The following is a 22,132-nucleotide window of genomic DNA, read 5'->3' on the forward strand; positions in this document are numbered from 1 at the left end:
CCCGCTCACCCCTTGACCGCCCCGCTGACCAGTCCGCTGGTCATGCGTCCCTGGACGATGAGGAAGAAGATGATGACGGGCACGGCCACGAGCGTGGAGGCCGCCATCACCTGTCCCCAGTCCGTCGCCCGCGACGCGGACTGCTGGATGAAGCCGCGCAGCCACAGCGGAAGGGTCTGGCTGCTGTTCTCCTGCAGGATGACGAGAGCCACTGTGAACTCGTTCCAGGCCTGGAGGAAGGCGTAGACACCCGAGGCGACCAGGCCGGGCGCCAGCAGCGGGAAGGTGATGCGCAGGAAGGCCTGGGTGCGGCTGAGGCCGTCGACCATCGCGGCCTCTTCGAGGTCGGCGGGGATGCCGGCGACGAAGCCGCGGAGCATCCAGATGGTGAACGGTACGACGGCGGCGATGTAGATGATGCTGACGCCGACGACCGTGTTGAGGAGGCCGAGGGATCCCATCAGCTTGTACTGGGCGATGAAGAGACCCTCTGCGGGGAGCATCTGGATGAGCAGCACCGCGAGAACGAACGACGTGCGGCCGCGGAACTTGAAGCGGCTGATCGCGAGCGCGGCCAGGAAGGCGAACGCCAGGCAGAACACGACGGTGACCAAGGCGACGACCAGACTCATCCCGAGCGCGGGGAAGAACGTCCCGCCCTGGAACACAGCGGTGAAGTTGTCGAAGGAACCGCCGAACGGAAGCCAGGTGGGGGTCGAGCTCTGCAGCACGACATTCGGCAGCAGCGAGGAGTTGAGCATCCAGTAGACCGGGAAGACCCAGATCAGCCCGAGCACCACGGCGAGGACGCCGAGGAGGATGCGGCCGGGACGGACCTTCTGCTTGAGTTTGCGGTCGGCGGCGACGGTGGTCACGACTGGTCCTCCTTGAGCAGGTGGCGGACGTAGAACCAGCTGAGGGCGATGGTCAGGACGAGCACGAACACCGAGACGGCGCTGGCCATCGCGAAGTCGCTCGATCCGACGCCCAGCTGGTAGATATAGGTGCCGAGCAGGTTGGTCTCGCTGGCGATGGAGCCCTTGTCCTGCAGCAGCTTGATCTGGGTGAAGACCCGGAGGTCCCAGATGATCTGGAGCAGCAGCACGATGCCGAGCACCGGCCGGATCATCGGCAGGATGATGTAGCGCAGCCGCTGGAAGCCCTTCGCGCCGTCCATCTGGGCGGCCTCCAGCACCTCCGACGAGACCTGCGTGAGCCCGGCGTAGACGGAGAAGGCCACGAACGGCACGCTCATCCAGGTCACGATGACGCCGGCGACGAAGAAGAACGAGATCGGGTTCTGCAACCAGTTGTGGTTCTGGAAGTCGAGGCCCCAGGAGGTCAGGACGTTGTTGATGACGCCCCGGCGCCAGTCGAACAGCCAGTTCCAGACGGTCATGGCGGCGACGACCGGCATGGCCCAGGCGAGTAGCAGCGTGATCTGCAGGAAGATGCGGGGGAAGCGCGAGATGCCGCTCATCAGCAAAGCGAGGCCGACTCCGATCACGACCGTCACGCCGGCCGTGACCAGGCAGAAGACGATGGAGCGCGCCACGACGACCCACATGTAGGAGTCGGAGAACAGCGTTACGTAGTTCTCGAACCAGACGAACGGCGCGGGCTGGCCGAACTGCTGGGCGAGACCGAAGTGCTGCATCGAGGTGACGAGCTGCCAGACGATCGGGTAACCGAGCGCGAGCAGCAGGATGAGGATGGCCGGCAGCAGCAGTGCGTAGGGCGTGAGGCGGCCCTTGCGCTTGCGGGGAGCGGTCGGCTCGGGTGCGCCAGCGGTGGGCGAGGCGGTCACGGTTTCGCTTGTCGTGGTCACGGCGGTCCTCCTTCCGAGGTTGTGGGTAAGCCGGGTATCGGGGAGAGTCTGGGGCAGGAGCGAGGGCGCGGAAGGGTGGTTCTGCTTCCGCGCCCTCGCCATTGCGTGTGCCAGGCGATGCTAGGTGGAGCCGATCAGCCGTTCTTCACGTTGAGGAGCGCGTTGATCTTGGTGTCGTACTGCTGGGCGAGGCCCTTCAGGTCGGACGAGTCGCGGATCTTGGAGAAGAACTCCTCCATCACGTTCGCCGCCTCGACGGAAGCCCAGCCCGGAGCCGCCGGGGTCAGCTTCGAGTTGGAGGCCGACTCGATGAGCGCCTTCGCGAACTGGTCGTCGCCGAGCGAGGACATGTAGTCGGAGTTCGCCGGGCCCAGTCCGTTCTTGCCGAGCATCTCCTGGTACTCCTTGCTGAAGATGATCTTCAGCAGCGTCTTGGCGAGGCCCGGGTTCTTGGACTTGGCCGAGATGCCGATGTTGGAGCCGCCCGCGAAGACCGGAGCAGGTTTGCCGTCGTTGCCCGGCAGCACGTAGGTGCCGAAGGTGTTGTCGTTCCAGGTGCGGACCGCCTTGCCGTCCTTGGTGGACAGGTCGCCGATCGACCAGTGCGCCCAGCCCGGAGCCATGATGGTGGCGGCGGCGAGCGAGGTGTCACCCGTCTTGTTGCCGTTGGCGTCCTCCGTCTGGTCGGTGTCGTTCAGGTAGATGTACTGGTTCGAGTCCTTGGCGTCGTTCGGGGCCTTGGACGCGTTCTTGTAGATGCCCTGCAGCTGCTGGAGGCCCTTCAGCGACCCCGCCGAGTCGAGGGAGGCGACCCACTTGGAGCCTTCCTTCTTGGCGATGTCACCTCCGTTGGCGAAGATCCAGGAGATGCCGTCGCGCCAGTCCTGACCGCCGAGGAAGAAGCCGCTGAAGTTCGGGATGTTCCGCGGGTTCTTCGAGGTGATGTCGGCGACCGTCGAGTTGAACTGGTCGAGCGTGGTCGGCACCGTGGCTCCGGCCTCGTTGTAGATGTCCTTGCGGTAGAACATGTAGCGCGAGCCGAAGTAGTAGGGGAGCGTGTAGTTCTTGCCGTCGACTTTGCCTGCGTCGACGAAGGACTGCAGCAGCTTGTCGCCGCCGAGGTCCTTGTACATGTCGGAGATGTCGAGGAACGCGCCCACGTTCGTGAACGTCGGGGACTGGGTGTTGCCCATCTCCGTGACGTCCGGGGTGTTGTTCGCGTCGGGGAGCGACGTGGTCAGCTTGGTGACGATGTCTCCCCAGTCCTGCTGCTCGATCTTGAGCGTCGCTCCGGTCTCCTTGTTGAACTCCGTCTTCAGGTAGTTGCGCAGCGCGTCCGGGGTGTCGGATCCGACGAGCCACAGGGTGACCGTCTTCCCCTTGCCGTCGGTGCTCGGAGCCTGGCCTCCACCTGAGGCGCATCCGGCGAGCACGAGAGCGGAAGCCGTAGCCACAGCGGCGAGGCCGACCAGCTTTCTCTTCATTGCTGTTCCCTTCATTGTGTTCGGGCTTTCTTGGGTGGGTCAGTGTGTGCGGGTTGCGTCACACCGTCGGTGCAGGGGTCGTGGATCGCACGGTGCTGTGTTACGAGACCCCGAGTTGTCCGGAGAGGACGAGTACGGCCGCGCCGCGCAGGACGATGTCCTGCCCCAGCGTGGTCATCCGGACCGCGAGGTCGGCGTGGTTCTCTGCCATCGTCCGGCTCCGGAGCGTGTGGATCGTCGCCTCGGCGAGAGGGCCATCGAGAAGGCCCGTCGGTCCGCTGAGCACGAGTTCCGACAGGTTGAGGGCGCCCACGACCGGGGCGAGCGCGATTCCGAGCCGACTGCCGGCCTCGCGGAGGACGGGCGTCGCGTCGGCGCCCGCAGCCTCGGCCGCGTGGATCCCGCGGCGCAGTTGGGGGACGCTCAGCCAGTGCTCGAGCACCTGGTCGCGGCTGTAGGTGGCGTCGAGGCCGAGGTCGGTGCCGACCATGACCTGGCCGATCTCGCCCGCGGCGAAGTGGCTGCCGTAGACGAGGGCTCCGGCGATGATGAGCCCGGCTCCGATGCCGTGGCCGACGCGGATGAGCATCATGTCGCCCGTGGCGCCTCCATAGCTGTGCTCGGCCAGCGCGGCGGCGTTGGCGTCGTTGCCGACGACGACCGGCAGCCCCGTGAGGAGGTGGAGGTCGTGCTGCAGCGGCACGCCCGTCCAGCCGAGGTTCGGGGCGGTGAGGATGGTCCCGGTCAGGTCGACGACACCCGGGGAGCCGACGCCGATGCCGAGGATGGGCGCCGTCGCGCTGTCGACGAGGAGGCGGACCAGCTCGACGACCTTCGCGCGCGCCTCCTCGCCGGTCGCCGCGCGGCCGTCGCCGTCCTCCAGCGGAACCTCGGCCGAATGCAGAAGCTCGCCGTCGAGGTCCATCACCGCGCCGCGGAACCGGTCGTGGTCGCTCAGGTCGACGCCGACGATCTGGTGCGCTGTGCGGTTGATGTCGAGCAGCACCGCGGGCTTGCCCGGGCGCGCGGACTCGCGCTGGCCGAGCTCGATGACCAGACCTTCGCTCAGGAGTTCAGCGACCAGATCGGATACCGTGACCCGGGTGAGCCCGGTCTCGCGGGCGATGTCGGCGCGGCTGCGCTGACCCGACCGGTAGAGCGTCTGCAGGACGAGCGAGCGGTTGTGGCTGCGCGCGTGCTCCGGGAGGACCTTGGCACGCGGTCGGAGCGCCCGGCCGGGGCCGAGCCCGCCGCTGCTTCCTCGCATGTCCATCGTGGTCACGTTTGTTAGTAAAGCTTACGAACAAAAGAAGCGCAACCTCCGAAACGAACTCGTTACACTCCTGCTCGTGACCGTCGCATCCTCCGCCCCCGCCCGCACCCCGTTCGCCCTCACCGGCTCTCGCGCCCTCGTGACCGCCGCCAGCAGGGGGCTCGGACGCGAGATCGCCCTCGAACTCGCCGGTCAGGGCGCCGATGTGGTGCTCGGCGTGCGCGACCCCGGAGGCTCCGCCGAGCTCGTCGACGAGCTGAGCGCCTTCGGCGTGACGGCGCGCGCCGTCCGCCTGGACGTGCTCGACCTCGCCGCCTGCCGCACCGCGATCGACGAAGTCACCGCCGAGCTCGGGCCGATCCACATCCTCGTCAACAACGCGGGCGGCGGCATCAACGCACCCGCGCTGGAGGTCACCGAGGACGACTTCGACCACGTCTGGCAGTTGAACACCCGCTCGACGTTCTTCCTCTCGCAGCACGTCGCGAAGAGCATGCGCACGAACGGAGGCGGGTCGATCGTGAACATCGCCTCCCAGGCCGGGCTCGTCGCCCTCCCCCTCGAGTCGTCGTACTGCACCGCCAAGGCCGCCGTCGTGCACCTCACCCGCTGCCTGGCCGTCGAATGGGGCGGCTACGGCATCCGCGTGAACGCGGTCGCGCCGACGTTCATCGCCACGGACGGCACGTCCGAAGCGCTCGCGGACGACGACTTCCGCGCCGACACCATCGAGCGCATCGCGGCCCTCCACCGCATCGGTGTGCCCGCCGAGGTCTCGGGCGCGGTGGCCTTCCTGGCCTCCCCCGCCGCCTCCCTCATCACCGGCCAGACACTGGCGATCGACGGCGGCTGGACCGCGCGTTAGCCACCGCGCCACGCAGGCTCATCCGACGGAATGCACATTTGCAATGGCCAGATGTCGTGAGCTAATGTTCTAGACGTCGACTAGGTCTTCCAGCACAGTCCTTCATGCCTCGAAGCCCGAAGACCCGTTGGCGACCTTCTCCCCCTTTGGACGCCCCGACGCGCCTCGACCGGTAAGGCACGCCATGCGGGCGGCGAGGCAGGGGCTCACCGACAAACCTACATGAGGATGCCATGAACGACATCGCAGCGACCGAAACAGCCACCGGCACAACGACGACCCCGAACAGCGCGCTACGGCGACGGACGATCATCGGCGCGGCGGCCTGGGCCGCGCCGGCGGTCGCGGCAGCGGTCGCCTCGCCGGCGTACGCGGCATCAACGCGGAAAGTGACGCTGTCCTTGGTCGCGCCGAGCACCGGCCGGGTCGGAACACTGGCGCCGGATGCCGTCTACGCGACCGTTCTGGCCGACGGCGTTCTCGCGGAGGGCGTCACGGTCACGTTCAGTGTCGCCAATGCCGCACTCGCGGGCTTCGGCGCGGACGGCGACCAGTCAGTGATGGTTGTCAGCGACGCCGCCGGTAGAGCCTACCCGCCGGCCATGCTGTTGAGGGCGCAGGGCCTGGTCCAGATCACCGCGACGGCGAACGGCAGCACCGCCATGGCGTACATCGCGGTGTCGGCGGTGGTGGTGACGGCCGGCACCATTGCATTCAAGCAGTCCGCGGTCAACGTGGCAGCAGCCTCCACCTTCGCGCTGCCCGGGGCGCTGACCCGGACGGCGGGGACGGGGTACCCGGCGGCAGTGAGTCTCGTGTATCCGGTCGGGTTCTCCGGCCCTGCTACAGTTCCGGTCAACCAGGCCACCGGCGAGTTCATCGTTTCCGGCGTCACCGCAGGCACTGTCGCCGGATCCATCGGCGCGAGCGCGACCGGTTTCGGCAGCACGACGGTGGCGATCACACTGGTGCTCGGATACATCTCGACACCCCAGGCGATGTATGGAGCCGCTCCGGGCCTTGCTGCCCCGAACGGGAAATATGTGATCTCCGGAGTGGTCAACCGAGTGGTACCCGGCGCCGCTCTGCCCGCCACTGTCACCGTCAGCTGGTTCAACACAAACCCCGCGCACCACTACGAGAACGCCACCGGGCTCGCCAGCGGACAGACCGTGACAGTGAACCAGACCACGGGCGCATTCACCCTCCCGACTCTGACCCCCATCGACACGGGGCGCTTGGTAGAAGGTGTGGCAGGAGTTGGCATGATCGGCCAGATCCAGATCTCCGCCCCCGACTATCTACCGACGGAGCTCGCGTTGTCCAACAGCTCGACAGCGGCCAGCGTCAACCTCTCCAACAGAGTTTCGACCGAGCCGGCGAGCATCAAGTTCGCCCCGGGCGAGACTCGCAACGTGGCCGGCCACGCGCTGGTCGAGAATTCGCTCTATACCGTGAACTACCCCGAAGGGTTCACCGGCCCCGCGACCGTCATCTCCGACGCGAATGCTGCATACACCATCCCCGGAGTGAAATCCCCCACATACATCACGCGGGGAGACATCGTCCTCAGCTCGGCCGACCGCGCTGGGGCTTTCTCGAGTGGAATGCTCCTCGTCCTCTGACCCGCGGCGCCGAGGCTCAGCCTCGACGCGCGCGGAAGGCCTCGACGTCGAGCTCCCGGGTGGGGATGGCGTCGAGGCGAGCCGTGGTCTAGGCGTCGAGGACGACCGAGCCCACTGCCAGGTTGGCCTCCAGATTCTCGGCGCGCCGGCAGTGCCCAGGATGAGCAGGCGTGCTGCAGCAGCCAGGCGAGACCGACCTGGGAGGACGTGACGCCGAGTGTCTCCGCGGCCGCGATTCACCTCCGGCTCGGGTGATCTTGGGCAGGCCAGCGAATGCGCTCCCGAGCGGGAAGTACGGCGCCCAACGTACGAAGCGGTCGCGGACGACGACTTCCGCGCCGACACCATCGAGCGCATTGCGGCCCTCCACCGCATCGGCATGCCCGCCGAGGTCTCGGGCGCGGTGGCCTTCCTGGCCTCCCCCGCCGCCTCCCTCATCACCGGCCAGACGCTGGCGATCGACGGCGGCTGGACCGCCCGCTGACCTTTCGCGGAGCGACGTTCGGCGTGAATGTCGCGTCTCACCGCGCGAGAGACGGCATTCGGCGTGAATGTCGCGTCTCACCGCGCGAGAGACGGCATTCGCGCCGAACGTGGAGGTGTCAGTCCTGCTGCGCGCGGAAGGCGGCGAGGTCGACCTCCCGGGTCGGGATGGCGTCGAGGCGCGCGACCGACTCGGCGTCGAGGGTCAGCGAGCCCACCGCCAGGTTGGCCTCCAGGTGCCTGGCATCGGCCGTGCCGGGGATGAGCAGGACGTTCGGTGCGTGCTGCAGCAGCCAGGCGAGACCGACTTCGGAGGGCGTGACGCCGAGCGCCTCCGCGACGGAGATCACCTCCGGCTCGTCAGTCACCTTGGGCAGACCGGCGAAGGCGCTTCCGAGCGGGAAGTACGGCACCCACGCGACACCCTCGGCGAGGCAGAGCTCGAGCATGTCCTCGTCGCCGCGCGCCACCAGGCTGTAGGCGTTCTGCACGCACGCGACGCCGATCGGGAGGGCGCGGCGGAGACCTTCGATTGTCATGCTGCTGAGTCCGATCGCGCCGATCATGCCCTCGTCGCGCATCGCGACCATCGCCGCCAACTGGTCGTCGATCCCCACCGCCTGGTCGCCGTCGGCGCGAATCCCGATCCCGGCATCCATGCGCCGCAGGTTGACCACCGGGATGCGCTCGACGCCCAGCGAGCGGAGGTTCGCCTCCACCGAGGCCCGGAGCTGCTCGGGGCGCTGTGCGGGCCGGAGGCCTCGGCCTCCGGGGGCGACTTCGGCGCCGACCTTGCTCACGACCTGCACTGCGCCGCCGAGGCCACCGCCCCCGAGCGCCTCGCCCAGCACGCTGTTCACGAACCCGTCGCCGTAGAACTCCGCCGTGTCGAGGTGGTCGACGCCGAGGTCGATCGCGTGCCGCACCAGGTCGATCGCCGCAGCCCGGTCGCCGTGCAGCCGCTCCAGCTGCATCGCACCGAAGCCGATCCTGGCGACCTCGAGCCGCGCGAGCTCGCCGACGCCTCCGGGGCACTCCCTGTCGATGGTGATCGTGTCGTCTGTCATGATGCTGCCCTCTCGTGTCAGAATGGACGTAACGGAGGAGCCTCCGCTATCACCACGATACACCTTTCCGGAGGGTCCTCCGTTTTGAGTCGACCGAACGCCTCCCCTCGACCGCTGCGGGCAGACGCGCAGCGCAACCGCGATCACCTCCTCGCCGTCGCGCGGACAGCCTTCGCGGCGGACGCCGACGAGGTGACGCTCGAGCGGATCGCCAAGGACGCGGGTGTCGGCATCGGCACGCTGTACCGGCACTTCCCCACTCGGGAGGCGCTCGTGGAGGCCGTGTACTCCGCCGAGCTGGACGCGGTGGTGGCCGACGCGGACATCCTCCTGAGCGAACTGCCTCCCCTCGCAGCGCTGCGGGAGTGGATGAACCGCTACGCCCGGTTCACGGCCTCGAAGCACGGGATGCTGCCTGCCCTGCGTGCGGGCTGGGCATCGGGTCGGATCACGACGCCGGCGACCCGGGAACGGATCACGGGCGCCGTCGGCGCCATCCTGGCGTCAGGCGTCGCGGAAGGCACGGTGCGCGCCGACATCGAGGCCGACGACGTCGTCGCGATGCTACTCGGCGTCTTCCTCTCCACGGGAGGCGCGGACGATCCGGCACAGACGGTCCGCCTGCTCGACCTCCTCGTCGCCGGGGTCGCCACCAGGACGCCGCGATAACTCCGGTCATTCGGCGGGACTCGCCGCCGAAAACGCCGGAACTCCGGAGATCGGCGTCTGTTGCGGACGGATCTCCGGAGTTCCGGATGGGTGACGCGAGGCTTAGCTGAGCGCCCAACCGTAGTTGCCGCCCTCGTTCACGCCGACCCACATCACAGTTTCGGGAGCGCCCGGGGTCGCTGTCCACGCTGTCGCCGGCCAGGCGAGCTGATACCACTTGCCGTCGTTCGTGAGCGCATGGACCCGCGACAATCCGACACCGAGCTTCGCGACCCCCGATGGGAGCGGGTCGGTCAGGTTGACTACCTTCGCGCCCGAGTTCACCCAGACGACCCGCCCATCCGTTCTGATCCCCCAGCCGTATCCCGCGCTCTCATTCGACGAGATCGCCGCGAGTCCGCTCGGGGCGAGCAGAGACCAGGTCTTGGACGACCAGGGAAGCACATACCAGGCGCCGATCTCGGTGAGGGCGTAGACGTACGTCGCCCCTACCGCAAGGTCGACCACCCTGTCGGGAAGAGCAGGTACAGCGGCGGCCGCCGAACCGGCGTAGCTCCAGTACACCTGTCCGCCGATGATCGCCCAGCCGTGGTTGCCGCTCTCGTTGACGAAGATCTTCTCGGCGGGGCCGGGCGCACTGATCGACGTCCAGGGCTTCGAGCCGGTCGCGCTCCACACGTGACGGCTCCAGCCACCGCTTCGCGATCTGCCGTAGACCGACGATGTGCCGACAGCGAGCTGGACGAGGCCGCTCGCGTCGCCGCCGACACTGCGGGGAGTCCTGCCCGGATCCGCGACGTAGGCCGAACCGTTCGAGAGGGCCCAGCCATAGTTGCCGCCCTCGTTGACATAGACCGCGTCTACACTGTCCGGAGTGGTGAACGAGTCCCATGCTTTCCCGCCCCAGTTCCAGCGGTACCAGCGGTTGTCGACACTGCGAACATGGATCGCGCTGACGCCGACCGCGGCCTCCACGATAGGAGTCGGGGCGGCGACGATCGCGGCGGCGGCGCTTCCGTTGAGCGACCAGTGCAACTGCCCGGACGCCGGCACGGCTGCCACGACGACGGAGAGCTCGGCCACGGCCGTTCTCCCCGTGAGCTCGTCGACTGCGGTGATGGCGTAGGTTCCGGCGGCGGAGGCAGTCACTGCGTTCACGCCGGCGAGGGCGACCTCGCCGTCCGACGTGGTCAGGGTCCGCTCGAGCCGGGTACCGTCGCGCCAGCTGAGCCCGGGGGCCAGCTGGATGAGGATGGAACGGTCCGACGCCGGGTGCCCGTCGGCACGGACGAGAACGATGCCGTCCGACGAGTACTCGCCGACACCGACAGGGGTGGGCGGCACTCGGAAGCTCAGCTCGACCGACGTCGAGACAGCGAAGGCAGGCGCTGCGATCGACATGACGATGACCGGCGCGGACCACGCGCCCGCTGCGATGACTCCCCGACGGGATGACTGCCGGGGAGCGATGAGATCAGGACTGACGTTTGTGTTCATATTAAATACACTCTCAACGTTATGTGGTTACATTTCGGTCTTCCCTTTGAGCCTAAGGTCGATTGCTTGCATTTGACGTCAGTCTTCCGACGGATATGCGAAAGGCCCGGCCGACCGAAGTCTGCCGGGCCTTTCGAGAGGCGCGTGTCACCCCATGCGCGACTTGAGGTTCTCGCTGATCGCGTCGAGGAACTCCTCGGTGGTCAGGAACTCCTGCTCGGGCCCGACGAGGAGCGCGAGGTCCTTCGTCATCTTGCCCTGCTCGACCGTCTTCACCACGACATCCTCGAGGGTGTGGGTGAAGTCGATGAGGTCCTGGTTGCCGTCGAGCTTGCCACGGTGCGCGAGGCCACGCGTCCAAGCGAAGATCGAGGCGATCGGGTTGGTGGAGGTCGGCTTGCCCTGCTGGTGCTGGCGGTAGTGGCGGGTCACGGTGCCGTGGGCGGCCTCGGCCTCCACGACGCTGCCGTCCGGGGTGGTGAGCACAGAGGTCATCAGGCCGAGCGAGCCGAAGCCCTGGGCCACGGTGTCGGACTGCACGTCGCCGTCGTAGTTCTTGCACGCCCAGACGTAGCCGCCCTCCCACTTGAGGCTGGAGGCGACCATGTCGTCGATCAGGCGGTGCTCGTAGGTGAGGCCGGCCGCGTCGAACTTCTGCTTGTACTCGGTGTCGAAGACCTCCTGGAAGAGGTCCTTGAACCGGCCGTCGTAAGCCTTGAGGATGGTGTTCTTGGTCGACAGGTAGACCGGGTACTGGCGATCGAGGCCGTAGTTGAAGGAGGCGCGGGCGAAATCACGGATGGACTCGTCCTGGTTGTACATGGCGAGCGCGACACCGGCGCCCGGCGCCTGGTAGACCTCGAAGCTCTTCGCCTCGCCGCCGTCGTTCGGCTGGAAGCTGAGAGTCAGGGTGCCAGGGCCGTCGAAGGTGAAGTCGGTGGCGCGGTACTGGTCGCCGAAGGCGTGACGGCCGATGATGATCGGCTTGTTCCAGCCCGGGACCAGCCGCGGGATGTTCGAGATGATGATCGGCTCGCGGAACACGACGCCGCCGAGGATGTTGCGAATGGTGCCGTTCGGGCTCTTCCACATCTTCTTGAGGCCGAACTCCTCGACACGAGCCTCGTCGGGGGTGATGGTCGCGCACTTGACGCCGACGCCGTGCTTCTGGATGGCGTGCGCCGCGTCGATCGTGATCTGGTCGTCGGTCTCGTCGCGCTTCTGGATGCCGAGGTCGTAGTACTCGAGGTTCACATCGAGGTACGGGTGGATGAGAGAGTCCTTGATCGCCTTCCAGATGATCCGCGTCATCTCGTCGCCGTCGAGTTCGACGACCGTTCCATCAACCTTGATCTTGTCCACTGGTTCTCCTGGGGTCTGTGCCGTGTTTCAGCCGGAGACAGCTTACCCGAGGCGGGCAACTATCTTGACATCGAGACACTTCTGCCAGCCTCCGGTCAGCGCCGTCGCCGACTTTGCGGGCCGCGTCGCGCACGTTACCCTTTCGTCATGGCTGAGTTGAGACTGGAAGAGTTGAGCGCGAGGACCGTCGTGGCGGCGAACGCGCTTTCGCTGAAGCCTGGTCAGGAGCAGTTCATCGCTCCCGTGTCGTACTCGGCCGCGGCTGCCGTCGCCGATCCGACGACCTCCTGGCAGCGCGTCGTCCTCGACGGCGACGACGTCGTGGGATTCATCATGGGCGACTTCAACCCGCACGCCGAGCACGAGGAGTTCAAGGCGATCCTCTGGCGCATCAACGTGGACGCCGACGACCAGGGCCGCGGCATCGGCACCTTCGCCGTGGGCGCGCTGGCCGCGGAGGCACGCGAGCGCGGCGTCAAGCGGCTCTACGTGATCTGGGAGTCGGGCGAGCTGGGCCCCGAGCAGTTCTTCCTCCGAACCGGGTTCCAGCCCGTCGGCGAGACGCAGTACGGCGAGACGATCGGTGCCCTCGAGCTCTGACGACTCCGCCGCGGCGGGCGGTGACTTCGCGTCACGGGTCCTCGCCGTCGTCGAGAGCATCCCGCCCGGGCGCGTGATGACGTACGGCGACGTCGCGGCGACGCTCGGCTCCCGCGCCTCGCGGATGGTCGGTCAGGTGATGGCCTACTACGGCGCCGCGGTGCCGTGGTGGCGCGTCGTCCGGGCCAGCGGCCATCCCCCTGCGAACCACGAGCACATCGCGCTGCAGCACTACCGCGCCGAGGGCACGCCGCTCCTCGGGGGCGACGGTCGGCCTTATCGGGTCGATCTGGCAGTGGCCCGCCACGAGGCCGGCTGAGTCCGCCGACGACGACATCATCCTCTGGGTCGATGCAGCGCTCAGGTTGATGGTGTTGACTGGATAGGTCTGTCCATGATCCCGCCAGGAGCGTCCGTGCCCCGTACTCGTCGACTCGGCCTCGCCGTCGCCGCCGTCCCTCTCGTCGCCGCCCTCTCCGGGTGCTCGGTCGTGGCGGCGTTCACCCCGCACGTCGAGCCGGCGATCTACGACGCGGCCAAAGACCTCAAAGCGTCCGACAACACCGCGATCGGCTCGACGTCGTTCGTCCCCGACGACGCGACGCTGATCCGGATCGACTACGACACGCAGTCGGGCGAGGCGATCATGACGTACACCTCCGCGGCACTGCTCCGCTCGGACGTGTGCAAGCTGACGACCGTCGCACCGCCCAAGCCGACCATCCAGGACAGCTGGTGGCCGATCTCCGGCGTCCCGGCCAACGCGTCGTACTCGTGCCCGGGAGGCTGGAGCGCCTTCACGATCGCGCAGCAAGTGTACGCGGTTCGGCCCGCAGGCGCCTAAGCACCGCTCGCGAAACCCCGCGGCTCATCGAGCCGGGGCTCAGGGCCAACGGCATAACGAACGCGACGCGACGGGCGGGAAGGGGTGCTGGTCGTCCAGCGCACCGCGAGCCGCACCGCCACGGTCAACAGGAACAGGACGCCGACTACGCGCCAGGCGACGCCGAGCCAGAAGTCGGCGTCGTTGCTCGGGACGAGCGCGTATGGATTCGCCACGCAGCCGCGATGTCGCGGGTGACCGGGCACCAGGTCCGGCGCCCGCGACCGCTGCGCCCGCCCTCTACACCGTGACCGGCACCGTCTAGTTCGATGCCGACCGTGACGGTTCCTACAACCTCGGCGACCTCCCGATCCGCTCGGCGACCGTAGACCTCTACTCCAGCGCCACCGACGCCGCGGCCGGGAGCGGCGCCGTGCGCACGGTCGCGTCGAAAGCACTCGGAGTCTATTCCGTCGGCAAGCTCGCCGCCGGCACCTACTACGCGACCGCGAAGGCCGACGGTTATCGGTCCGGCGCTGTCGCCGAGGTGACCGTCAAGGGTCTTTCGCTCATCGGCGTCGCGAATGTCGGCGCCACCAAGCAGACCGACCTCACCGGCACGGTGGTCGGCGACAGCAATGGCAACGGCGTTCGCGACTCCGGTGAGGGCCTCCTCGGCGGCAAGACACTGATCTTCGTGGACGTGCTCGCTACGCAGAAGGCCATCGCCGACGGCTCCCTCGCGTCGATCGACGTCGGGGCCGCTGTGGGCGCTGCTCTCGGAGGCTCGCTCGACCTCAGCGACGCGATCCGGTTCCGGACGACCACGGCCGGCCAGCCCATCACGTTCTCCGACGTGCCGGAGGGCGCCTAGGTAGTCCTGCGTTCTCCTTTCAACTGGCGCTGGGCGACGTGATCTCGAACAGCTCGCGGATCACCGCTCTCCTCGACGTCATCAGCTCGGGAAGCGCCGACGCGCTCCTCGCCATGGATCCGGCACTGCTCGACACCGGTGACATCAGCACGACGCCGCGCAACGAGTACCTCGCGAAGCTCGCGTCCGGACTGTCCCGCGCGGTCGCCGTCGTCGACGAGACCGACACCGAGCGACTGCTCGGCGGCGACGCGTCGGCGCAGCTCCGCAGCGTCACGGACACGGTCCTCAGGCCTCGGGCCTGATCGCGGCCATCCCCGCCGCGCACTTCGTGGTGTCGACCACTGGGGCACCAGCTGGCAGCAGACCGGGCTGAAGGTGACGAGGACCACTGATTTCCTGTTCGGCGTCCGCCATCACGTGAGCATCACGGGCACCGTGTTCAACGACTCCAACGCCAACGGCAAGAAAGACGGCCTCGAGCTGACCGAAGCGGTCACACTGACCGCGTACCGCGCAGACGGCACCGGCCTCGCAGGCACCACGACCCCGTCCCTGTTCGGCTCGTACAATCTGGGCGGCCTCCCCTACGACACCGACATCTACGTCGGGCTGAGCGGCACCACCAAGACGCCGTCGGCGCGATTCTCGGGAACCGTTCCCGCCGCACTCGCCGACGTGACCCTGATCGGTTCATATCGGCTCTCCGGCGACGGCACAGCGAGCACCATCGGCCAAAACCTCGGGCTCGCCACCGTGACGGCGCCCACGGCGACAGTCGGCGCAGTGTCCGCCACCGGCTCCGCGACGCTCACGCTGGCGAACACGACCTCGGCTGTCGTGAACGTCGCTTACTCCGTCAACGGCGGCCCGAGCACCGGGTCGACCATCCCCGCGAAGTCCATCCTGAACGCTGCCGGCACCCGCACCGTCACCCTCACGGATCTGGTGCCCGGCGCGAACACGGTGACCGTCGACTGGTCGACCGGCGCATACACCGGCACCACGCTGACCGTCGAGGTCGTCCGCGGCTGATCCCGCGCATCGACGTACGCAGGTCCCGGGAGGAGTGATCCTCCCGGGACCTGCGCGGTCCGCAGAGCTGCACCTACACGAGCGAGTCCCGCCACGCGGCGTGGAGCTGCGCGAACCGGCCGGTGCCGGCGATCAGCTGGTCCGGCGAGCCGTCCTCCACGACCCGGCCGTGCTCCATGACGAGCACCCGGTCCGCGATCGCGACCGTCGACAGCCGGTGCGCGATGATCACGGCCGTGCGGTCGGCGAGCAGAGTCTGCAGCGCCTCCTGCACCAGGCGCTCGCTCGGGATGTCGAGCGAACTGGTCGCCTCGTCCAGGATGAGCACGGCCGGGTTCGCCAGGAACGCCCGGGCGAACGAGATCAGCTGACGCTGACCGGCGGACACCCGGCCACCGCGCTTGTTCACGTCGGTGTCGTAGCCGTTCGGCAGACCCATGATGAACTCGTGGGCGCCGACCGCTCTCGCGGCCTCCACCACCTCGTCCCTGGTCGCGTCCGGCTTGCCGAGCGCGATGTTGTCGGCGACCGACCCGCTGAACAGGTACGCCTCTTGGGTGACCATGACGATCGCCCGGCGCAGATCCTTCGGGTGCATGTCCCTCAGGTCCACGCCGTCGAGCGCGACGGAGCCCTCGCTCGGGTCGTAGAACCGCGAGATCAGCTTGGCCAGCGTCGACTTGCCCGCTCCGGTCGAGCCGACCAGCGCGATCGTCTGCCCCGCCGGGATGTCCAGGCTGAACTCCGGGAGGATGACGCGGTCGCGTTTGTAGGCGAAGGTCACGTCGTCGAAGCGCACGTGGCCTTCGGCCGTCCAGAGGTCGACCGGCTTCACCGGGTCGGGCACGCTCGGCTCCTCCTCCAGCACACCCGAGATCTTCTCGAGCGCGGCGGCGGCCGACTGGTAGGAGTTGTAGAACATCGCCATCTCCTCCATCGGATCGAAGAACCGGCGCGTGTAGAGCAGTGCGGCGAGCAGCACACCGATGGCCAGCTGGCCGTCGGCGACCCGGAAGCCGCCGACCAGCAGCACCACGCCGACGGTCACGTTTCCGATCATCACCAGACCGGGGTCGAAGATCCCGAACATCTGGATGACCCGCGCGTTGACGTCGCGGTAGTCCTCGACGAGCCCGCCGAACTCCTTCTCGTTGCGCTTCTCCTTGCGGAATGCCTTGACCGCACGGATACCGGTCATGCTCTCCACGAAGTGCACGATGAGCGTCGCCGACGCCACCCGCGAGATGCGGAACAGCACCTGCGAGCGCTTCTGGAACCAGCGCGTGAGCAGGTACAGCGGCACCAACGAGCACACCAGGACGACTCCGCTCAGCCAGTCGAGCCAGAACAGCGCGATGGCGATGAACAGCATGTACAGGAAGCCCTGCACCAGCTGGTTGATGCCGGAGTCGAGCAGCTCGCGGATCGAGTCCAGGTCGCTCGTCTGCCGCGAGATGATGCGGCCGGAGGTGTACGACTCGTGGAACTCGAGCGAAAGCTTCTGCGTGTGCAGGAAGACCCGCTTGCGGAGGTCGATCAGGATCGCCTGGCCGATGCGCGCGCTCAGCACCGTGTACCACGAGATGAGCACGGCGCCGATGATGCCGGTGAACAGGTAGGCGACACCGGCGGCGGCGACCGGGAGCCAGTTCTGCGAGTGCAGAGCCGTGATCCCGTTGTCGATGCCGAACGCGATGATCGCCGGACCCGCCACCTGGCCGGCCGTGCTGACCACGACGACGATCGCGGTCAGCACCAGCCGCAAGCGCAGGGGGTGCAGCAGCGAGCCGAGCAGGCGCAGCGAACGCCGGCGGATCTGCCGGCTCTCCTCCCTGCTGAGGTCATTGCGCTCTTCGCCCTCGACGCCCTGTACTGTCGCGGTGCTCACAGGTTCACCTCCTGGAGGAACTCGTCGTCCGGTTCCTCTTCGAGGGAGGAGAGGACGAAACGGTAGTGCTCGTTGGTCGCGAGCAGGTCGTGGTGGGTGCCGACGGCCGTGATCCGGCCGTCCTCCAGCAGGGCCGCCCGGTCGGCGAGCATGACCGTCGACGGACGGTGCGCGACGACCAGGGCGGTCGTGGAGGCGAGTATCCGGCGCAGGGCGGCCTCCACCAGCGCCTCGGTGTCCACGTCGAGCGCCGACAGCGGGTCGTCGAGCACCAGGATGCTCGGCGCCGCGGCCACCGCACGCGCGAGCGCGAGACGCTGACGCTGTCCGCCGGAGAGGCTGAGCCCCTCCTCGCCGACCTTGGTGTCGATGCCCTCCGGAAGATCGTAGACGAACCCGGCCTGCGCGATCTCGAGAGCCTCCGTGAGGACCCGCTCGGCCTCGGCCGACTCGGGGTCGAGCCCGTCGCGGCCGAGGAGCACGTTGTCGCGCACGGAGGCAGAGAACAGCGTCGCGTCCTCGAACGCCATCGCGACGGCCGAGCGGAGGTCGTACCGGGTCAGGTCGCGCACGTCCACACCGTCGACGCGCACCGCTCCTCTCGTCACGTCATACAGGCGGGTGGTCAGCGCGGTCAGCGTGGACTTGCCGCTTCCGGTCAGACCCACGAGCGCCATCGTCTCCCCCGGCCGCACCGTGAGATCGATGCCGTTCAGGAGGTCGGGGAAGCGCTCCGGCGAGTCCTGGTAGCGGAAGTGCACGTCGTCGAAGACCAGCTCGCCACGAGGATCGGAGATGCGCTTCGGCTCGGTGGGGTCGGTGATCGTGTTGACCTCGTCCATGACCTCGAAGAAGCGGTCGGCCGCAGTGCGCGTGTCGAACGTCATCGAGAGAAGGAAGCCGATCGACTCGATCGGGAAGCGCAGCACGGTCGCCGTCGCGAAGAACGCGACCAGCTCGCCGACCGACAGGTCGCCTTGCGCGGCCAGCCACACACCGACCACCAGGCAGATGCCGAACGCGACGTCCGGGATCAACAGCAACCACAGCCAGAGGCCGGCGACCGCCTTCGCCTTCTCGATCTCGGTGCCTCGCAACTCCTCCGCCTGCGACTCGAACTTCTGCAGCGCGTGTTTGCCGCGCCCGAAGGCCTTGAGCACGCGGATGCCGTGGACCGACTCCTCGACGGCCGTCGCCAGGTCGCCGGCCTGGTCCTGACTGCGGCGGGCGACGACCGTGTACTTGTTCTCGAAGGCGAACCCGTAGATCCACAGCGGCACCGACAGCACGAGGAAGATCAGGCCGAGGATCCAATTCCAGCCGATCAGGATCGCGAAACCGATGATGATGGTGACGACGTTGACCACGAGCAGCACGATGCCGAACGACAGCCATCGCCGGATCAGGCTCAGGTCGCTCACGGCGCGCGAGAGCAGCTGGCCGCTCGGCCAGCGGTCGTGGAACGCGACAGGCAGATCCTGCAGCTTCTCGTAGAGCGCGTTGCGCATCCGCGCCTCGACGTGGGTGCCCGGGGTCAGCACGAACCAGCGGCGGAGCGAGATGAACACGGCCTCCGCGGCGCCCAGCCCCACGACGAGCAGGGCCGCCGGCCAGACAGCGGAGGGATCACCGGTGGAGAGCGGGCCGTCGACCAGCCAGCGCAGCACCTGCGGGATGAGCAGCGCGACCAGGCTCGCCAGCAGTGCGGCGACCATGCCGAGCAGGATCCGGGGCGCCGCCGACTTGGCGAACGGGAGGATGCGGAGAAGCGTGCGGAGGGTCCCGGACCGCTTCTGGTCTTCTCTTTGGGGTGGGTGCTGATGGGTTTCAGCGATGGGCATGGGTTCCGTCTTCTCTGTAGTGCGGTGCGTGAATTCGGTTTCTGAGCTGGGTCGGCTCCGACCCGGTGAGACGTGCTGAGAGGTCGCCGAAGGAGTCGTTCGCATGGGCGCGACGAGCCAGGGCAGGGGTGCCCGAGCGGTGTGCCGGCGACGGTCAGCCGGAAGCGCGTTCCTGCCTGGGACCTACCAGGCGGGGGCCGGGTCGGGACACGCGTCCACGGCAGCGACGAGCCCGAACACGGTCACGGTTCGTGTCTTCTCAGTCGTTGTCATGGCGTCCTCCCAGGGCCCGATGCGTCATCCGTACACTGCGACAAGGCAGCCCTACAGGCTATTCCCAGCGTCGCGTTGAGCGCAAGAGGGCGGCGAAGATTCTCGCAGAATGTGGTGAAGAGAGCCGGCTTCGCGATGTTCCGGCGAATGTCGCGCGGCGCCGCCTCAGCGGATGCGGATCGAGAGGCAGGTGACGCAGCCCTCGAGCTTCTCGAACTCCGAGATGTCGACCTGCACGACGGTGTAGCCGAGGTCCTCCACCAGTGCCACGGAGCCGGGGGCGGAGGACGACATGAGCACTGTCTCGTCGTCGAGGACGACGACGGCGGTGCCGTGCGCCTCCGGCACGGGAAGGAAGCGCTCGAAGATCCGCGGCTCGTCCACGATCGGCTCGTAGCCGATCACAGTGCCGTCCGGAAGCGCGGTCACGGCCGTCTTGAGGTGCAGGGCCTTGGTGACCGGCACCGCGACGACGGTGTAGCCGAGCGGCGCGAGGAGCGCGCGCAGCTGGCGAATGCCTTCGGCGTTCGTGCGGCCGCCTCGGCCGACGTAGACGGTGTCGCCCACCTTGAGGACGTCGCCGCCATCAAGGGTGCCCGGCTCCTCGATGCGCTCGAGCCGGAGGCCCTGGGCGCGCAGTGCGGCCTCGGTGCCCACGGTCTCCGCACGACGCGAATCGGCGCCGGGGCGCGAGATGACGGCGATGTCGCCGAAGGCGATCGCGGTGTCCTCCACGAACACGGAGTCGGCGAGCTGGTCGGCGCTGGCGACCTCCACGGTCTGCCAGCCGGCAGCGGACAGCGCGGCGACGTAATCGTCCCACTGCTTGTCGGCCAGCTCGTTGTCGACGGCCTCCCGCTCGATGTGGGTCACCAGGCCATCGGCGAGGTTCGCAGCGGGGATGCGGACCAGGGCGATCTTGCGCGCAGTCGCGCCGCCCTGCGCTTCGAGGGCGTTGAACACAGCGAAGCCCGCGGTTGGGTACGCGACCGCCACGGCGAGCCAGAATGGCAGGTTGAGCCCGATGAACGACTGCGCGATCTGACCCCACGCGGCGCCGCTCAGGGTCACGTTCAGCGTCGAGAACAGCACGATCGTGCCGATGGCGGTGCTCACCAGAGCGACCAGGATGCCCGCGACGACCGCGATCCACCGCCGCTCCATACCGCCGAGCAGAGTGGCCACCGCCGCGAGAACGAACGCGACGAGCGCGTTCCAGACCACGTACTGGGTGATGCTTCCGAGCGCGCCGGCGTTGAGCTGGTTGGCCGCCAGGAGCACGAAGGTGGCGGCGACCAGGCCGATGGCGGCAACGGCAACGGCGGACACGAGGGAGGCGACGAGCCGGCGGGCCCACGAGGAAGTCATGAGGCCCAAGCCTATCCGACCGGTTCCTATCGGAATGCTGGTACCCGTCGTCTCCCCAGGCCGTGGTCCCGCTGCGGGCGTCCCGCTACCGCACACTCGGGCCGGCAGCGGGACGCGCGGCCGGGTCAGGCGTGCGCGGGCTCCCGGAGGCGGGACAGCGCGATCTCGTCGGCGGCCTCCAGCGTCGTGATGCCGCGCTCGGCCGCGACGTCGAAGACGCGGGCGACGGTGTCGCCGATCGCCTCCACGCGCTCGCGGGTGGCCTCCGCGGAGGGCGCCTCCCCGTTCATCATCGAGAGGAAGATCACTCCGCCGGCGTTCACGACGAAGTCGGGCGCCCAGAGGATGCCGCGGGCTGCGAGCCGCTCGGCGCCGGCGCGCTCGGCGAGCTGGTTGTTCGCCGGGCCCACGACCGCCTTCACGCGCAGCTCGTCGATGACGGAATCGGTCAGCACGCCGCCGACGCCGGCGGGAACGAACAGGTCGCCCTCCACGCGGTGCGCCGCGTCGGGATCGACCCACGCGGCGCCGAGCGCGTCGGTGAGCGCGCGCTTGGCCGGGTTGACGTCGGTGACCGTGAGCACGGCACCCTCGCTGGCGAGGCGCATGGCGATGATCGAGCCGACGTGCCCGAGACCGAGCACGGTCACGCGGCGCCCGGACACATCGCGGCTGCCGGTGGCGCGCTCCAGGGTCGCGAGCAGACCGGCGTACACGCCGGCGGCGGTCGCGTCGCTCGGCTCGCCCACGCCGCCCTCGGCGGGCGGGAGGCCGCACACGTTCGCGGTGCGGGTCGCCACGACCGACATGTCCTCGGCGCTGGTGCCGACATCCTCCGCGGTCATGTAACTGCCGCCGAGGCTCTCGACGGCGTCACCGAGGTCGAGCATGACTTCGTAGCGCTCGGTGGGGCTGAGCTGGTGGCCCCGCGGCAGGTAGACGACGGCCTTGCCGCCGCCGCGGTTGAGGCCCGCCGCCGCGTTTTTGTACGTCATCCCCTCTGCCAGTCGGAGCGAGTCGGCGACGGCCTCCTGCCAGGACTCGTAGTTCCACACCCGGCAGCCGCCGAGGGCCGGGCCGAGGACGGTGGAGTGCACCGCGATGCTGATGGTGAGGCCGCTCCGCCTCCCCTTCACAACGTGCAGTGTTTCGTGCGGCAGGTCAGCGGGCAGGACGGACATCGGTGTATCCTCGTGGGATCGCGGTGAATACTGAGGGTCTTGTGGACCGTCGTCTATTCTCCGCGACCCCTCGAGGGGATGCAATGCGGCGCCCGG

The 22,132-nt window shown here is 68.3% G+C and carries 22 protein-coding genes; 10 read left to right on the forward strand and 12 right to left on the reverse strand.

Annotated elements, in window-relative coordinates:
- Positions 1 to 5: 5 nt before the first annotated feature.
- The 4 genes from ACPPVW_RS02955 to ACPPVW_RS02970 all read right to left on the reverse strand — a co-directional run bounded on the left by ACPPVW_RS02955 (position 6) and on the right by ACPPVW_RS02970 (position 4,585).
- Positions 6 to 875: a carbohydrate ABC transporter permease gene (locus tag ACPPVW_RS02955; RefSeq protein WP_426625060.1), complete on the reverse strand. Its 870-nt coding sequence runs from the start codon at positions 873 to 875 to the stop codon at positions 6 to 8.
- Entirely contained in the window at positions 872 to 1,828 is a 957-nt protein-coding gene (locus ACPPVW_RS02960) for a carbohydrate ABC transporter permease (protein WP_426625061.1), read from the reverse strand. Before ACPPVW_RS02960 ends, ACPPVW_RS02955 begins: the two co-directional genes overlap by 4 nt.
- A 134-nt stretch (positions 1,829 to 1,962) precedes the next feature.
- On the reverse strand, positions 1,963 to 3,312 hold the full coding sequence (locus ACPPVW_RS02965; RefSeq protein WP_426625062.1) for an extracellular solute-binding protein: 1,350 nt from the start codon (positions 3,310 to 3,312) through the stop codon (positions 1,963 to 1,965).
- Between the two features lie 100 nt (positions 3,313 to 3,412).
- Positions 3,413 to 4,585: an ROK family protein gene (locus tag ACPPVW_RS02970; RefSeq protein WP_426626238.1), complete on the reverse strand. Its 1,173-nt coding sequence runs from the start codon at positions 4,583 to 4,585 to the stop codon at positions 3,413 to 3,415.
- A 76-nt stretch (positions 4,586 to 4,661) separates the two neighbouring features.
- Between ACPPVW_RS02970 and ACPPVW_RS02975 the strand changes: the two genes are divergently transcribed.
- The 3 genes from ACPPVW_RS02975 (at position 4,662) to ACPPVW_RS02985 (ending at position 7,559) form a co-directional block, all read left to right on the forward strand.
- A complete protein-coding gene (locus ACPPVW_RS02975) occupies positions 4,662 to 5,450 on the forward strand; it encodes an SDR family NAD(P)-dependent oxidoreductase (RefSeq protein ID WP_426625063.1) in 789 nt (262 codons plus the stop codon).
- Between the two features lie 233 nt (positions 5,451 to 5,683).
- Positions 5,684 to 7,075 (forward strand): hypothetical protein, encoded by a 1,392-nt coding sequence (locus ACPPVW_RS02980; protein ID WP_426625064.1) that lies wholly within the window; start codon positions 5,684 to 5,686, stop codon positions 7,073 to 7,075.
- 217 nt (positions 7,076 to 7,292) lie between these two features.
- A complete protein-coding gene (locus tag ACPPVW_RS02985) occupies positions 7,293 to 7,559 on the forward strand; it encodes an SDR family oxidoreductase (protein ID WP_426625065.1) in 267 nt (88 codons plus the stop codon).
- A gap of 118 nt (positions 7,560 to 7,677) precedes the next feature.
- Here ACPPVW_RS02985 and ACPPVW_RS02990 read toward each other — a convergent pair whose 3' ends face one another.
- Positions 7,678 to 8,625 (reverse strand): aldo/keto reductase, encoded by a 948-nt coding sequence (locus tag ACPPVW_RS02990; RefSeq protein WP_426625066.1) that lies wholly within the window; start codon positions 8,623 to 8,625, stop codon positions 7,678 to 7,680.
- 84 nt (positions 8,626 to 8,709) lie between these two features.
- Between ACPPVW_RS02990 and ACPPVW_RS02995 the strand changes: the two genes are divergently transcribed.
- On the forward strand, positions 8,710 to 9,294 hold the full coding sequence (locus ACPPVW_RS02995; protein WP_426625067.1) for a TetR/AcrR family transcriptional regulator: 585 nt from the start codon (positions 8,710 to 8,712) through the stop codon (positions 9,292 to 9,294).
- Positions 9,295 to 9,396: 102 nt separating this feature from the next.
- Here ACPPVW_RS02995 and ACPPVW_RS03000 read toward each other — a convergent pair whose 3' ends face one another.
- Entirely contained in the window at positions 9,397 to 10,791 is a 1,395-nt protein-coding gene (locus tag ACPPVW_RS03000; RefSeq protein WP_426625068.1) for a hypothetical protein, read from the reverse strand.
- Between the two features lie 147 nt (positions 10,792 to 10,938).
- The gene (locus ACPPVW_RS03005; RefSeq protein WP_426625069.1) at positions 10,939 to 12,153 is read right to left on the reverse strand and encodes an NADP-dependent isocitrate dehydrogenase; all 1,215 of its coding nucleotides are present in this window, start codon (positions 12,151 to 12,153) and stop codon (positions 10,939 to 10,941) included.
- Between the two features lie 147 nt (positions 12,154 to 12,300).
- Between ACPPVW_RS03005 and ACPPVW_RS03010 the strand changes: the two genes are divergently transcribed.
- The 3 genes from ACPPVW_RS03010 to ACPPVW_RS03020 all read left to right on the forward strand — a co-directional run bounded on the left by ACPPVW_RS03010 (position 12,301) and on the right by ACPPVW_RS03020 (position 13,597).
- Positions 12,301 to 12,753 (forward strand): GNAT family N-acetyltransferase, encoded by a 453-nt coding sequence (locus ACPPVW_RS03010; protein WP_426625070.1) that lies wholly within the window; start codon positions 12,301 to 12,303, stop codon positions 12,751 to 12,753.
- Positions 12,737 to 13,072: an MGMT family protein gene (locus tag ACPPVW_RS03015; RefSeq protein ID WP_426625071.1), complete on the forward strand. Its 336-nt coding sequence runs from the start codon at positions 12,737 to 12,739 to the stop codon at positions 13,070 to 13,072. Before ACPPVW_RS03010 ends, ACPPVW_RS03015 begins: the two co-directional genes overlap by 17 nt.
- A 96-nt stretch (positions 13,073 to 13,168) precedes the next feature.
- Positions 13,169 to 13,597 (forward strand): hypothetical protein, encoded by a 429-nt coding sequence (locus tag ACPPVW_RS03020; protein WP_426625072.1) that lies wholly within the window; start codon positions 13,169 to 13,171, stop codon positions 13,595 to 13,597.
- Here the strand turns inward: ACPPVW_RS03020 and ACPPVW_RS03025 are convergent.
- Positions 13,594 to 13,812, reverse strand: coding sequence for a hypothetical protein (locus tag ACPPVW_RS03025; protein WP_426625073.1), 219 nt, complete (start codon positions 13,810 to 13,812; stop codon positions 13,594 to 13,596). The genes ACPPVW_RS03020 and ACPPVW_RS03025 overlap by 4 nt on opposite strands.
- Positions 13,813 to 14,009: 197 nt before the next feature.
- Between ACPPVW_RS03025 and ACPPVW_RS03030 the strand changes: the two genes are divergently transcribed.
- The 3 genes from ACPPVW_RS03030 to ACPPVW_RS03040 all read left to right on the forward strand — a co-directional run bounded on the left by ACPPVW_RS03030 (position 14,010) and on the right by ACPPVW_RS03040 (position 15,485).
- A complete protein-coding gene (locus ACPPVW_RS03030; RefSeq protein WP_426625074.1) occupies positions 14,010 to 14,450 on the forward strand; it encodes a hypothetical protein in 441 nt (146 codons plus the stop codon).
- A 38-nt stretch (positions 14,451 to 14,488) separates the two neighbouring features.
- A complete protein-coding gene (locus ACPPVW_RS03035) occupies positions 14,489 to 14,755 on the forward strand; it encodes a hypothetical protein (RefSeq protein ID WP_426625075.1) in 267 nt (88 codons plus the stop codon).
- Positions 14,756 to 14,828: 73 nt separating this feature from the next.
- Entirely contained in the window at positions 14,829 to 15,485 is a 657-nt protein-coding gene (locus tag ACPPVW_RS03040; protein WP_426625076.1) for a hypothetical protein, read from the forward strand.
- A 73-nt stretch (positions 15,486 to 15,558) separates the two neighbouring features.
- On the opposite strand, the gene ACPPVW_RS03045 is transcribed toward ACPPVW_RS03040, so the two are convergent.
- The 4 genes from ACPPVW_RS03045 to ACPPVW_RS03060 all read right to left on the reverse strand — a co-directional run bounded on the left by ACPPVW_RS03045 (position 15,559) and on the right by ACPPVW_RS03060 (position 22,036).
- Positions 15,559 to 17,373 (reverse strand): ABC transporter ATP-binding protein, encoded by a 1,815-nt coding sequence (locus ACPPVW_RS03045; protein ID WP_426625077.1) that lies wholly within the window; start codon positions 17,371 to 17,373, stop codon positions 15,559 to 15,561.
- Positions 17,370 to 19,214 carry an ABC transporter ATP-binding protein gene (locus ACPPVW_RS03050; protein ID WP_426625078.1) on the reverse strand — a complete coding sequence of 615 codons (1,845 nt, stop codon included), beginning with the start codon at positions 19,212 to 19,214 and terminating at the stop codon, positions 17,370 to 17,372. Before ACPPVW_RS03050 ends, ACPPVW_RS03045 begins: the two co-directional genes overlap by 4 nt.
- Before the next feature lie 438 nt (positions 19,215 to 19,652).
- Entirely contained in the window at positions 19,653 to 20,855 is a 1,203-nt protein-coding gene (gene ddaH, locus ACPPVW_RS03055; RefSeq protein ID WP_426625079.1) for a dimethylargininase, read from the reverse strand.
- 125 nt (positions 20,856 to 20,980) lie between these two features.
- A complete protein-coding gene (locus ACPPVW_RS03060; RefSeq protein WP_426625080.1) occupies positions 20,981 to 22,036 on the reverse strand; it encodes a Glu/Leu/Phe/Val dehydrogenase dimerization domain-containing protein in 1,056 nt (351 codons plus the stop codon).
- Between the last annotated feature and the right edge of the window lie 96 nt (positions 22,037 to 22,132).

Origin of the sequence: Leifsonia sp. McL0607 (assembly GCF_049993355.1) — a bacterium.
Taxonomy (GTDB): domain Bacteria; phylum Actinomycetota; class Actinomycetes; order Actinomycetales; family Microbacteriaceae; genus Leifsonia.

Coding starts and splice junctions, on each gene's coding strand:
- ACPPVW_RS02970 (WP_426626238.1), bottom strand. CDS start 4,585: ATGGACATGCGAGGAAGCAGCGGCGGGCTCGGCCCCGGCCGGGCGCTC.
- ACPPVW_RS03000 (WP_426625068.1), bottom strand. CDS start 10,791: ATGAACACAAACGTCAGTCCTGATCTCATCGCTCCCCGGCAGTCATCC.
- ACPPVW_RS02990 (WP_426625066.1), bottom strand. CDS start 8,625: ATGACAGACGACACGATCACCATCGACAGGGAGTGCCCCGGAGGCGTC.
- ddaH (WP_426625079.1), bottom strand. CDS start 20,855: ATGACTTCCTCGTGGGCCCGCCGGCTCGTCGCCTCCCTCGTGTCCGCC.
- ACPPVW_RS02965 (WP_426625062.1), bottom strand. CDS start 3,312: ATGAAGAGAAAGCTGGTCGGCCTCGCCGCTGTGGCTACGGCTTCCGCT.
- ACPPVW_RS02980 (WP_426625064.1), top strand. CDS start 5,684: ATGAACGACATCGCAGCGACCGAAACAGCCACCGGCACAACGACGACC.
- ACPPVW_RS03060 (WP_426625080.1), bottom strand. CDS start 22,036: ATGTCCGTCCTGCCCGCTGACCTGCCGCACGAAACACTGCACGTTGTG.
- ACPPVW_RS03050 (WP_426625078.1), bottom strand. CDS start 19,214: ATGCCCATCGCTGAAACCCATCAGCACCCACCCCAAAGAGAAGACCAG.
- ACPPVW_RS03010 (WP_426625070.1), top strand. CDS start 12,301: ATGGCTGAGTTGAGACTGGAAGAGTTGAGCGCGAGGACCGTCGTGGCG.